The 11,769-nt window shown below is 72.9% G+C and carries 11 protein-coding genes; 6 read left to right on the plus strand and 5 right to left on the minus strand.

All coding sequences use genetic code 11. The features are described from left to right. The first annotated feature begins 113 nt into the window (after positions 1-113). Positions 114-1,493, plus strand: a complete 1,380-nt coding sequence (locus ACFYOJ_RS04440) for a diaminopimelate decarboxylase (RefSeq protein ID WP_356554552.1) — start codon at positions 114-116, stop codon at positions 1,491-1,493. 114 nt (positions 1,494-1,607) lie between these two features. Here ACFYOJ_RS04440 and ACFYOJ_RS04445 read toward each other — a convergent pair whose 3' ends face one another. Beyond that, entirely contained in the window at positions 1,608-2,192 is a 585-nt protein-coding gene (locus ACFYOJ_RS04445; RefSeq protein WP_356554367.1) for a hypothetical protein, read from the minus strand. A gap of 116 nt (positions 2,193-2,308) precedes the next feature. Continuing rightward, positions 2,309-3,196: a MurR/RpiR family transcriptional regulator gene (locus ACFYOJ_RS04450; protein ID WP_356554368.1), complete on the minus strand. Its 888-nt coding sequence runs from the start codon at positions 3,194-3,196 to the stop codon at positions 2,309-2,311. Between the two features lie 186 nt (positions 3,197-3,382). Here ACFYOJ_RS04450 and ACFYOJ_RS04455 point away from each other — a divergent pair, with 186 nt between their 5' ends. Together ACFYOJ_RS04455 and ACFYOJ_RS04460 are read left to right on the plus strand one after the other, a co-directional pair. Continuing rightward, positions 3,383-3,808 carry a hypothetical protein gene (locus ACFYOJ_RS04455; RefSeq protein ID WP_356554554.1) on the plus strand — a complete coding sequence of 142 codons (426 nt, stop codon included), beginning with the start codon at positions 3,383-3,385 and terminating at the stop codon, positions 3,806-3,808. Positions 3,809-4,221: 413 nt separating this feature from the next. Beyond that, a complete protein-coding gene (locus tag ACFYOJ_RS04460) occupies positions 4,222-4,752 on the plus strand; it encodes a hypothetical protein (protein ID WP_356554370.1) in 531 nt (176 codons plus the stop codon). Between the two features lie 252 nt (positions 4,753-5,004). On the opposite strand, the gene ACFYOJ_RS04465 is transcribed toward ACFYOJ_RS04460, so the two are convergent. Next, the gene (locus ACFYOJ_RS04465; protein WP_356554372.1) at positions 5,005-6,390 is read right to left on the minus strand and encodes a cystathionine beta-synthase; all 1,386 of its coding nucleotides are present in this window, start codon (positions 6,388-6,390) and stop codon (positions 5,005-5,007) included. A gap of 168 nt (positions 6,391-6,558) precedes the next feature. Here ACFYOJ_RS04465 and ACFYOJ_RS04470 point away from each other — a divergent pair, with 168 nt between their 5' ends. The 3 genes from ACFYOJ_RS04470 to ACFYOJ_RS04480 all read left to right on the plus strand — a co-directional run bounded on the left by ACFYOJ_RS04470 (position 6,559) and on the right by ACFYOJ_RS04480 (position 10,157). Continuing rightward, positions 6,559-7,584: an SGNH/GDSL hydrolase family protein gene (locus tag ACFYOJ_RS04470; protein ID WP_356554374.1), complete on the plus strand. Its 1,026-nt coding sequence runs from the start codon at positions 6,559-6,561 to the stop codon at positions 7,582-7,584. Positions 7,585-7,862: 278 nt separating this feature from the next. Then, a complete protein-coding gene (locus ACFYOJ_RS04475) occupies positions 7,863-9,083 on the plus strand; it encodes an acetyl-CoA C-acetyltransferase (RefSeq protein WP_356554375.1) in 1,221 nt (406 codons plus the stop codon). A gap of 294 nt (positions 9,084-9,377) precedes the next feature. Continuing rightward, positions 9,378-10,157, plus strand: coding sequence for a hypothetical protein (locus tag ACFYOJ_RS04480; protein WP_356554376.1), 780 nt, complete (start codon positions 9,378-9,380; stop codon positions 10,155-10,157). A gap of 72 nt (positions 10,158-10,229) precedes the next feature. On the opposite strand, the gene ACFYOJ_RS04485 is transcribed toward ACFYOJ_RS04480, so the two are convergent. Together ACFYOJ_RS04485 and ACFYOJ_RS04490 are read right to left on the minus strand one after the other, a co-directional pair. After that, complete coding sequence (locus ACFYOJ_RS04485) at positions 10,230-10,541, minus strand: hypothetical protein (RefSeq protein WP_356554378.1); 312 nt, start codon at positions 10,539-10,541, stop codon at positions 10,230-10,232. 164 nt (positions 10,542-10,705) lie between these two features. Continuing rightward, positions 10,706-11,617 (minus strand): Bax inhibitor-1/YccA family protein, encoded by a 912-nt coding sequence (locus tag ACFYOJ_RS04490; RefSeq protein ID WP_356554379.1) that lies wholly within the window; start codon positions 11,615-11,617, stop codon positions 10,706-10,708. Positions 11,618-11,769 lie beyond the last annotated feature (152 nt).

The following is an 11,769-nucleotide window of genomic DNA, read 5'->3' on the forward strand; positions in this document are numbered from 1 at the left end:
CCGGACGCGTCGCGGGTGTTTGGCTGGATGCCTGGCCGGACGGGCAGGAGGACCGGCAGGCGGACGAGGGGACGGAGGAGCGCGTGAACGACAGCACGAGCACGGACGGGGACATGGACGGCACCGGCGCGGTGCGGGCCGCCCGGCGGGACGGGGCGGTGCGGGCGGCCGTGGAGCAGGGGCTGCTCGGGCCCGACGCCCCGATCGCCGGACTGCTGGACATCGCCGGCATCCGGGAGTCGGCGGCGGCCCTGCGGGCGGCGTTCGAAGCGGTGACGGCACCGGGGACACCCGTGCTGCACGCCTTCGCGGTGAAGGCGACGCCGCTGGTCCCGGTGGTGCGGCTGCTGCACGAGGAGGGCATCGGCGCCGAGGTCGCGAGCCCCGGCGAGCTGGCCCTGGCCCGGGCGGCGGGCGTCCCGGCGGAACGGACCGTGCTGGACTCGCCCGCCAAGACGCCGGACGAGCTGCGCGAGGCGCTGGCGCTGGGCATCGCCGTCAACGCGGACAACCCGCAGGAACTGGAGCGCATCGACGCCCTGATGGCGGCGTCACCGAGCCGCTCCCCGCTCGGGCTCCGGGTGAACCCGCAGGTGGGGGCCGGCTCCATCGAGGCGCTGTCCACGGCCACGGCAACCTCGAAGTTCGGCGTGGCGCTGCGCGACGAGGGGGCGCGCGAGTGGGTGGTCCGGGCGTATCTGGACCGCCCGTGGCTGACCCGGCTGCACGCGCACACCGGCTCCCAGGGGGTCCCGCTGTCCCTGATGGCCGAGGGGGTGGCCGCCGCGTACGCGCTCGCCGAGGAGATCAACGGGCGGGCCGGGCGCCGTCAGGTGGACACCCTCGACATCGGCGGCGGGCTGCCCGTGAACTTCGCCTCGGAGGAGACGACCCCGACGTACGCGCAGTACGCGCGGGTGCTGCGCGAGGCGGTGCCGGGACTGTTCGACGGGCGGTACGGGCTGGTCACCGAGTTCGGGCGGTCGCTGCTGGCCGAGCACGGCACGGTCGTGGCCCGCGTGGAGTACGCCAAGAGCGCCGGGGGCCGGCCGGTCGCGGTGACGCACGCGGGCGTGCAGGTGGCGACGCGGACGGTGTACGCGCCGCAGGCGTGGCCGCTGCGGATCGCCGCGTACGACGCCGAGGGGCTGCCGAAGAAAGGGCCGGACGTGGTGCAGGACGTGGCGGGACCGGCCTGCTTCGCGGGCGACCTGCTGGCGGCGGGGCGTGCGCTGCCGCTGCTGGAACAGGGGGACTACGCGGCGGTCCTGGACACGGGGGCGTACTACTTCGCGCACCACTACGCGTACAACTCGCTGGCGCGGCCCGGGGTGTACGGGTTCGTGGCGGACGGTTCGGGGGGCGTTGCCTTCGCGACCGTGCGGGAGGCCCAGAGCGTCGGGGAGATCGTGGCCGAGGCGGGAGGGGAGCATGCCGCCTCCCTGACCGACGCCCTCCGCCGCGCGGGCGCGGGTGACTCCCGCGGCCGGTAGGCAGGCGCGGCGGAGCCCACCCCGGTGAGCGGCGGGGCCGCACCGTGGCACGCCCCCGCCGCTCACCGGACGGTGCCGCGCCCCGCCGCTCGCGGGGTGCCGCAGCGCTCCCGGTCAGACCAGCGCCGGCGTCTTGCGCCTCGCCCCGCCCGGGGCCGCGTCGCCGGCCGCGATGCCCGTGCTGCGGTAGGACTTGACGGCCTTGCCCGCCGGACGGCCGGCGCCCCGGGCGAGCCAGTCCACGCGGACCCACAGCAGGGCGTCCCCGTCCTGCTCGCGGCGGCCGATCCAGGCCGACTTCAGCCACAGGCCCACGCCGCAGCCGGCCATGAGCAGCCCGGCCGCGGCGGGCACGGCGAAGGAGCTGCCGAGCGCGGCGAGGAAGGCGAGCAGCAGCCACCAGCGGTGGCCCCGGCGCCAGTTGCGGACGGTCACCGCGCGGTCCTGGAGCACGTCGTGCTTACCCGCGCGGACGGCCGACGCGGCCAGGGCGGCGTACCGCTTGCGGCGTACAAAGGCCACGAGGGCCGCCGCCACGACGAACAGCGCCGCACCGGCCAGGACCCCGATCCGGCGCCCGGTCGGTCCGGGCACCAGGGCGCCGATGCCGGCCGCGAGCACGCCCAGCCACCACAGTGGTGCCGCCCCCGCCCGTACGACGACGGCGACCCGAGCCAGTCCCTGTCCTCCGCGAGCCACGTTCCTGCCTCCCGTCCCGGTTCTGTCCGCTGTGCGATGCCTCCGAAGGCTGTGCCAGGCGCCGTACTGTAACGGGGCAAGCTGAGACGAATCTGAGAACGCGTCCGCCCTCCGGGTCACTCCACGAACAGGCCCCGCGCCGCCGCCTTCGCGTCGAACTCCTCCAGCCGGGCCTGCGCGTCCGGCAGGCCGTCGCACATCGCCTCCAGCAGCATCCGGCCCAGCAGCATCGGCGCGCAGGCCGTGTCGAAGGCGAGGCCCGTGCCGACGGCGGCGGGCAGCAGCAGGTCGGTCGCCTCGGCGACCGGTGCGAAGGCGGAGTCGGCGACGGTCACCACCGTGAGCCCCGCCTCCTTGGCGTGGGCGAGCGTGTCGACGACCTCGCGCGGATACCGGGGCAGGGCGAAGCAGAGCAGGGCGTCCGCCCCGGCCCGGACGGCGGCGTCGATGCGGTCGTGGAGCATCGTGCCGCCCTCGTTGAGGAGCCGCACATCGGGGTGGACCTTGGCCGCGAAGTAGGCGAAGCCGTGCGCCTGCGCGGCCGCCGCCCGCAGTCCGAGCACCGGCAGCGGCCGGCTGCCCGCGAGGACCCGGCCCGCCTCCCGCACCGGCCCCGGGTCGGCCAGCGCCTCCGCCAGATGCCGCAGGTTCGCGATCTCGGCCTCCACGGCCTGCTGGTACTCGTTGCGGGAGCCCGTGTCCGCCGCCGGGCCCGCGGGGGCGGCCTCGCGCAGGTGCCGGCGCAGCGCCGGGTAGCCGTCGAAGCCGAGGGCCACGGCGAAACGGGTCACGGACGGCTGACTGACCCCGGCCAGCTCGGCCAGCTCCACGCTGGACAGGAAGGGCACGTCGGACGCGCGCCGCACCATGCTGTGCGCGATGCGCCGCTGTGTCGGCGTCAGCCGGCATCCCTCGAAGAGCGCCTGAAGCCGCGCGGCCGGACCGTCCGCCCCACTGGTCCCGCTGATCCCGCCGGCCCCACCGGCCCCGCTGGTCCCGCTCATGGCGTGCTCCCCCTCACCCTATTCACGCCCCGAATCCTGCATACCGTTATACAGCGAGCACCGCGCCCCGCGCCGCCGAGCACCCCGCCCTCCCCTCCGTACCGGCCGTTTCCCCCCGCCCGGAGACGGGGGCTGTCCCCAGTGACGCCTTCACCCCGGCTCCCTACGGTGGAGGGCATGACGGGAATGGACGCGCAGGACGCCGACCTCAAGAAGGAGCTCGCCGCCACCCTGCAGACACGCAGGGAGCTGGGCGAGGAGTACGAGTCCGCACTGGTCGACTCGTTCCTGGAGAAGGTCGACCAGCGCATCGACGGCGTGGTGGAACGCCGGGTGCGCCGGCAGCTCGCCGAACAGCAGATGACGGCGGTCCGCGACAGCCGCTCGCCGAGGCCCACCGACTCCTTCGGGGAGCGTTTCGGCTTCGGCATCGTCTCGCTGGTCCTCGCCGTCCCGCTCTCGGCGATCGGCGGCGGCATCGCCGGCCTCCCCGGGCTGCTGACCGCCTGGGCGGGCATCGTCGGGGTCAACGTCGTGCAGGCCGCCCGGACCGCTCCGGGCCTCTTCGGGCGCCGCCGTACCGAGCAGGACGACGCCTGGAAGGACGACTGAGGAACGACTCCGCGGGGACCGCCGCACCCCCGTCACCGGGGGGCGGGACGACGGCGGTCCCCGCGGGGGACGCGGTGCCGGGCCTCACGGCCGGGCGGCGCGTCCGTGGCGTCCGTGGAGGTCCGGGAGCCGCTCCGGAAGGTCCTCGACGCCGTTCGCTGCCGGCCGGGGCGGGAAGTCTCCTCCCGTGCTCAACGCCTGGGAGGTGTCCCCGTCGCCCTCTCGCCGACATCCCTCACTCTGCCGAGTCCGTGTTAAGCGCGTGCTGCGCGGACATGACGTGCGCGTTCCACTTCCGCGAAGTCCGGACGGAGCCGTTCTACTTCCCGCCCCTGGCGAGGAACGCCAGCAGGTCCTGGCGGCTCACCACGCCGGTCGGCCTGCCCTCGACCAGGACGATCGCCGCGTCCGCCGTGGCCAGCACCTCGCGCAGTTTCTTGAATCCAGACCTGACGCGGGCCCTCGCGCAGGGTCTGACCTTCGAACAGTGGCTGGGTGCCCGAACACCGGGCATTGACTACGCCCGCATCTCAGGCGATCAAGCACTCAGGTCCAGTACGAAGGCGAAGACCACTCCGTGGGAGGGCGAAGAGCGGTTGACCGCCCTGAAATCCAAGAAGGGCTCCCTCGAGTCCAAGTGGGTGGAGGGAACCGTGTCGGACGACCAGTTCTACCGGTTGACGCCGCAGCTCGAAGAGCAGATCGAGGCCCTGGAAGAGGACCGCAGGGAGCACTCGGCCATGGAGGCCGCGAGAAACACCTTCTCGGGTTGGAACCGGTCGAAGTGGGCCGGGACGGACTTGACGCAGAAGCGCACGGCCATCGGACGGATCATGCATGCGGCGATCATTCTCCCCATCCCGAAGGGACGCTCGAAACGGGCACCGTTCGACGCCGGACTGATCAAAGTCATTCCCCGCAAGCCGGGTACTCAGCAAAGCTGAAACTCACTCACGCCTCGTGATGGGCCGACTCGAAGACAGACAGGGGTCCAGCCGCTCAGTTCCCTGACCTTCTCCACGGCCGGTCCTGGAAATACTCAACCGGCAGCAGGCAACGGCTTCTGCGGCCATGTGACGTCAGCGCTCTTGTCGGCGTCGACCGGGTCGCCGATACGGGGACGGTGGCAACCTGGCGGATGGCCGGGGTACTCCGACCATCCGGGCAGCATTGTTGCTGTACAGCAGGAACGGCTGTCAGTCGGTGTCGGCGAGGAAGGCCAGCAGGTCTTGTCGAGTGACCACCCCCGTGGGCTTGCCGTCCACAAGGACCACCACTGCGTCCCGGCCTTCCAGTGCGGACATCATCCGCGCCACCGGCTCTCCGGATCCGACTACCGGCAGTGGCTGACTCATGTGCTTGTCCAGCGGATCGTCCGACCCGGCGTGGTCGGCGTAAAGCGCGTGCAGCAGCACTCGTTCCTCCACGGCCCCGATCACTTCTCCGGCCATCACGTCGGGATGCCCGGCTCCCTTGGTCACCACCGGCATCTGCGACACCCCGAACTCCCTCAGTACCTCCACCGCGGCCCCAACAGTCTCATCGGGGTGCATGTGCACGAAGTTCGGAATGGTGCCTCCCTCCTTCTGCTTCAGCACGTCTCCTGCGGTCGGCTCCGTTGCCGGTTCTTCACTGAAGCCGTGCTGATTCATCCACTCGTCGTTGAAGATCTTGCTGAGGTAGCCGCGTCCGCTGTCCGGCAGCAGGACGACGACCACGTCGTCCTCGCCGAGCCGCTCGGCCACCTTCAGCGCCGCGACGACGGCCATGCCGCAGGAGCCGCCCACCAGCAGGCCCTCCTCCTTGGCGAGGCGGCGGGTCATCTGGAAGGAGTCCTTGTCGGAGACGGCGACGATCTCGTCCGCGATCTCCCGGTCGTAGGCCGTCGGCCAGAAGTCCTCGCCGACGCCCTCCACGAGGTACGGGCGTCCGGAGCCGCCGGAGTACACCGAGCCCTCGGGGTCGGCGCCGATCACCTTGACCCGGCCCTCGCTGGCCTCCTTCAGGTAGCGCCCGGTGCCGGAGATGGTGCCGCCGGTGCCGACGCCGGCGACGAAGTGGGTGATCCTGCCCTCCGTCTGCTCCCACAGCTCGGGGCCGGTCGAGTGGTAGTGGGAGAGCGGGTTGTGCGGGTTGGAGTACTGGTCCGGCTTCCAGGCGCCCGGCGTCTCGCGGACCAGCCGGTCGGAGACGTTGTAGTAGGAGTCCGGGTGCTCGGGGGCGACCGCCGTCGGGCAGACGACGACCTCGGCGCCGTACGCGCGCAGCACGTTGATCTTGTCGGTGGACACCTTGTCCGGGCAGACGAAGATGCACCGGTAGCCCTTCTGCTGGGCCACGATGGCGAGGCCGACGCCCGTGTTGCCGCTGGTCGGCTCGACGATGGTGCCGCCGGGCCGCAGCTCCCCGCTCTGCTCCGCGGCCTCGATCATGCGCAGGGCGATGCGGTCCTTCACCGAGCCGCCCGGGTTGAAGTACTCCACTTTGGCCAGGACGGTCGCCCTGATGCCCTTGGTCACGCTGTTGAGCCGCACCAGCGGGGTGTTGCCGACGAGGCTGATCATCGAGTCGTGGAATTGCACCGTGGTCTCCGGATGCCGCGAAAGATGTGGTCGTGGTGGGTTCCGCCAGCCTATGGCCTGCCGGCGCGCCGGTGCCCGGTACCGGGCGTTCACTCCCCGTCGAGATTGGGCGACCGTCCGTACGGGGCAAGCAGTGGGTGTACGGCTCGAAGGAGGTGGCGGCGACGTATGACGAGCTTGTCGAGGGCGAGGGTGGCCCGGCGGATCGCGGCCGGCGCGGCGTACGGCGGCGGCGGTATCGGACTGGCCGGTGCGGCCACGGTCGGTCTGCTGCTGGCGGAGGTGCAGCTGGCCCGGCGCCGGGTGGGCATCGGCACGCCCGACCGGGTGCCGAACGCGGAGGGGCTGTACGGGGCCTCCCTGACGACGGCGGGCGAGCCGCCGCTGCGGCTGGTGATGCTGGGTGATTCGACGGCCGCCGGGCAGGGCGTGCACCGGGCCGGGCAGACGCCGGGCGCGTTGCTCGCGTCGGGGCTCGCGGCGGTGGCCGAGCGGCCGGTGGAGCTCGTCTCGGTCGCGCTGCCGGGGGCGTGTTCGGACGACCTGGACCGGCAGGTGGCCCTGGTGCTCGCCGACCCCGGCCGGGCACCCGACGTCTGCGTGATCATGATCGGTGCGAACGACGTCACCCACCGCATGCCGGCCACCCGCTCGGTGCGGCACCTGGCGGCGGCGGTACGGCGGCTGCGCACGACGGGCGCGGAGGTGGTGGTCGGCACCTGTCCGGACCTCGGCACCATCGAGCCGGTGCGGCAGCCGCTGCGCTGGCTGGCCCGGCGGGCCTCGCGGCAGCTGGCCGCGGCGCAGACGATCGGCGTGGTGGAGCAGGGCGGGCGCACGGTGTCGCTGGGGGACCTGCTGGGCCCGGAGTTCGCCGAGAACCCGCGGGAGCTGTTCGGCCCGGACAACTACCACCCGTCCGCGGAGGGGTACGCGACGGCGGCGATGGCGGTGCTGCCGTCGGTCTGCGCGGCGCTCGGTCTGTGGCCCGCGGAGGAGGAACGTCCCGACGCGGCACGCCGTGAGGGCTTCCTGCCGGTGGCCCGGGCGGCGGCGGAGGCGGTGGACGAGGCGGGCACGGAGGTCGCGGCGGCGATGCCCGCGGGCCCGCGGGGTCCGTGGGCCCTGCTCAAGCGCCGCCGGCGCCGGCGGGTGACGGAGGCGGAGCCGGCGACGCCGGTCCGGCCGAGGTAGGCGGGGGTACGGCCGTGCCGGCCGCGCCGTGCCCCGGAGGGGCGCGGGGAACCACGCGACCGGCCACCCGCGCCCCGCACCCGGCCACGTCCCGCACCCGCACCCGCACCCGCACCCGCACCCATCGCATCGCATCGCGTCCGTCCGACCGCCGGATGCCCAAGCAAGCGCTTAGAAAGTTGCGGTCCATGTCACACCGCCGCACCCGTGACCCGGGCCATACGTCCGGGTAACTTCCCAACCAGCCGCCCGTTCCCGTGACGCCCCTTGGAGCCGTGATGCCCGAAGCCGTGATCGTCTCAGCCGCCCGCTCCCCGATCGGCCGCGCCTTCAAGGGCTCCCTGAAGGACCTGCGCCCCGACGACCTGGCCGCCACGATCGTCCAGGCGGCCCTCGCCAAGGTCCCGGAGCTGGACCCGAAGGACATCGACGACCTGATGCTCGGCTGCGGTCTGCCCGGCGGCGAGCAGGGCAACAACCTCGGCCGGATCGTCGCCGTCGAGATGGGCATGGACCACCTGCCCGGCTGCACCGTCACCCGGTACTGCTCCTCCTCGCTGCAGACCTCCCGCATGGCGCTGCACGCCATCAGGGCCGGCGAGGGCGACGTGTTCATCTCGGCCGGCGTCGAGATGGTCTCCCGCTTCGCCAAGGGCAACTCCGACAGCCTGCCGGACACCCGCAACCCCCTCTTCGCCGAGGCCGAGGCCCGTACCGCCGAGGTGGCGCAGCAGGAGGGCACCACCTGGCACGACCCGCGCGAGGACGGCCTGCTCCCCGACCCCTACATCGCGATGGGCCAGACCGCCGAGAACCTCGCCCGCTGGAAGGGCGTGACCCGGCAGGAGATGGACGAGTTCGGCGTCCGCTCGCAGAATCTCGCCGAGGAGGCCATCAAGAACGGCTTCTGGGAGCGCGAGATCACCCCGGTCACCCTCCCCGACGGCACCGTCGTCTCCAAGGACGACGGCCCGCGCGCCGGCGTCACCCTGGAGGGCGTGCAGGGTCTCAAGCCCGTCTTCCGCCCCGACGGCCTGGTCACCGCCGGCAACTGCTGCCCGCTCAACGACGGCGCCGCCGCCCTCGTGATCATGAGCGACACCAAGGCCCGCGAGCTGGGCCTGACCCCGCTCGCCCGCATCGTCTCCACCGGCGTCTCCGGCCTCTCCCCCGAGATCATGGGCCTGGGCCCGGTCGAGGCGAGCAGGCAGGCCCTCGCCCGCGCCGGTCTGACCATCGGCGACATCGACCTGGTCGAGATCAACGAGGCCTTCGCCGCGCAGGTCATCCCCTCCTACCGCGACCTCGGCATCCCGCTGGAGAAGCTCAACGTCAACGGCGGCGCCATCGCCGTCGGCCACCCCTTCGGCATGACCGGCGCCCGCATCACCGGCACGCTGATCAACTCCCTCCAGTGGCACGACAAGCAGTTCGGTCTGGAGACGATGTGCGTCGGCGGCGGCCAGGGCATGGCCATGGTCATCGAGCGCCTGAGCTGAACCGGCCGCCCGGACCGCCGAGGAGCCGTCGGTAGCCCTCCGGGGACCCAGCGTCACCAACGGCCCGGAATCCCGCGAGCACCGGGATTCCGGGCCGTTTCGTGACCCAAACTGCCCCAGGATGTGACCTACCTCTCCCATCCCCCCGGTTTACGCAGGTCAGGCCAGCCGCACCCGCCTCAGCCGGGCCCAAAGCCCAGTCCGTTTCGTGACGTTACGCACTGACAGGCGGTTAGTTCGCCCTTCAAGCTGAGGTAGGAAGTCGGGGGTCGACTTTGAACCGGGAGTACGTCAGTGAGCACCATGCCGATCGCCCTGCTGCTCACCACGGCCGCCACCGGCGCCGTGGGCGTCGCCGTCCTGCGCGCTGTCCTCGTGCTGCGCCGCCAGGTCGCGGCCCTGCACACCGAGCTGGCCGAGAGCCGCGCCGCCGCGCGGAGCCGGGTCCCGGCCGCCCGCACGGCCGGTGACGCCGAGGAGATACGCGCCGCCGTCGCCGAGGCGCTGGCCGAGGAGCGCGAGCGGGAACTCGCCGAGGCGCGGGCCTTCTGGGCCGCCCAGGAGTCCCGCGACGCCTCGGACGCCCCGCTGCTGCTCGGCCTGTCCGACAGTGAGCTGTTCCTGCCCCGCCAGGCCGACCTGGTGGGCATGGAGCCGGTGACCGAGCCGGGCACGGACGCCGACGAGCCGGCCGGGGAGTCCGCCGAGCTGGCCGCGGCCCGCCGCCGTCACCCCTCGCACCCGGACTTCGTCCCCGGCCCGGCGCCGGACGTGAACGACCACGAGCGCACCGTCGCCGTGCTGGAGGAGCTGGCCGGCTCCCGGATCGCGCTGGCGGACGTCCGCCCGGGTCCGCTGGGCACGCTCGACGTGTACGTGTTCGCCGACGGCACCACCCTGTGCATGACGCCGGGCCACCGCGAGACCGCGGAGCGCCTGGCCGCCGCGCTGCGGGCGGGCGACGCGCCGTACCTCCTGGGCGGCTCGGGCATCTCCGGCGCCTACGCGCTGACCTTCGCCTGCGGCGAGGAGAACGTCTACATCCTGGCGGACCGGGTCATCGCGTCCCTGTAGTCACGGGCGCCGCCGCCGGCCACGGGCGTTCCCGCCGGCCGGTCACGGGCGCTCCGGTGCGCTCCCGCGTCCTCACACCCCGGCCCGGCCGCGGGCCTCCTCGACCAGCCGCACCGCCTCCGCCACCTGGTCCGCGTCCGCGAGGACGACGGCCAGGTCGTGCGCGGCGACGGCGATCTGGTCGGCCGCGGCGAACATCCCCGCGTCCGGCATCTCCCTCGGCTCGGCGTCCGGTTCCTCCACGAGCTGGGCACGCCGGGCCAGCTCCCTGGCCAGCGCCAGCGCCTCGGCGGCGGCCCCGCGTTGCAGTCTGCTCTGCGGGGCGGCCCTCAGCCGGTCGGCGAAGTCGTCCACGGCACGGGTCAAAGGCGTCGTATCAACCACGGCGCGAGCGTACGCGGCGTGCCCGGACCGTCGCCAACGGGCGGGTGTCCGGCCACGGCGGCCCGGAGGGGGAGGGCGGCGCGTGGGGACGACGAAGGGGCCCCGGGCAGTCTGCCCGGGGCCCCTTCACGCGGCGCTCCGGCGTGCGGTGCGCGGCGGTGTCGTCAGTCGCTGCTGTTCAGGATCGCGATCAGCCGCAGGAACTCCAGGTACAGCCACACCAGCGTCAGCGTGAGGCCGAAGGCGGCGAACCAGGCCTCCTCGCGCGGGGCACCGTAGGCGATGCCGTCCTCGACCTGCTTGAAGTCGAGGGCGAGGAAGCAGGCGCCGAGGATGATGCCGACGACGCCGAAGACGACACCGAGGGCGCCGCTGCGGAAGCCGAGGCCGTCACCGCCGCCGAAGACGGCGAACAGCAGGTTCACCATCATCAGGAGGACGAAGCCGAGCGTGGCCGCCATCACGAAGCCGTAGAAGCGGCGGTTGACCCGGATCCAGCCGGCCTTGTAGGCGATCAGCACACCGGCGAAGACCGCCATCGTGCCGATCACGGCCTGCATGGCCGCGCCGTCCGCGATGCGGTTGTCGACGACGCTGGAGACGACGCCGAGGAACACGCCCTCGAACGCCGCGTAGGTGAGGATCAGCGCGGGCGAGGCCTTGCGCTTGAAGGACTGGACGAACGCCAGCACCATGCCGATCAGCGCGGCGCCGATACCGATGCCGTAGGAACGGCCGATGTTGGCGTCGTCGACCGGCAGCAGCGCCCAGGCGAGCGCGGCGGTGACGATGAGGACACCGAGCGTGGAACCGGTGCGGACGACGACGTCGTCGATCGTCATCCGGCCGGTGGTCGCCGGTGCCTGCGGCGGCGTGCCGTACTGCTGGTCCTGCTGGGCGTACGGGTTCTGCGCGTAGGGGTTGCCGGCGGGCTGGGCGTACGGATTGCCCTGCGCGTACGGGTTGCCCTGCGTGGCGACGGCGGGTCCCCCGGCCTGCGGCGCGGCGTTGAAGCCCGCGTAGCCGTTGTCGCGGCTGAACCCCCGTCGCGAGAAGACCGGGTTTCTGCTCCTCATTTCACTCCTCCATGGCCACACTGCGCAGCCTTGGTCCAAGAGTAATGGAACGGCAAAAGATTGACCCTACTGCTTGGGGAGGATCTTTCCCGTGCCTTGTCGCGCAACACGCTACGGGCCGGGGCGATTCCCCTCACTGCCGGGGACCGCGC

This window comes from Streptomyces sp. NPDC006384, assembly GCF_042870695.1.
Lineage (GTDB): Bacteria > Actinomycetota > Actinomycetes > Streptomycetales > Streptomycetaceae > Streptomyces.

Coding starts and splice junctions, on each gene's coding strand:
- ACFYOJ_RS04455 (WP_356554554.1), top strand. CDS start 3,383: ATGGACGCGCAGGACGCCGACCTCAAGAAGGAGCTCGCCGCCACCCTG.
- ACFYOJ_RS04450 (WP_356554368.1), bottom strand. CDS start 3,196: ATGAGCGGGACCAGCGGGGCCGGTGGGGCCGGCGGGATCAGCGGGACC.
- ACFYOJ_RS04470 (WP_356554374.1), top strand. CDS start 6,559: ATGACGAGCTTGTCGAGGGCGAGGGTGGCCCGGCGGATCGCGGCCGGC.
- ACFYOJ_RS04490 (WP_356554379.1), bottom strand. CDS start 11,617: ATGAGGAGCAGAAACCCGGTCTTCTCGCGACGGGGGTTCAGCCGCGAC.
- ACFYOJ_RS04440 (WP_356554552.1), top strand. CDS start 114: ATGGACGGCACCGGCGCGGTGCGGGCCGCCCGGCGGGACGGGGCGGTG.
- ACFYOJ_RS04475 (WP_356554375.1), top strand. CDS start 7,863: ATGCCCGAAGCCGTGATCGTCTCAGCCGCCCGCTCCCCGATCGGCCGC.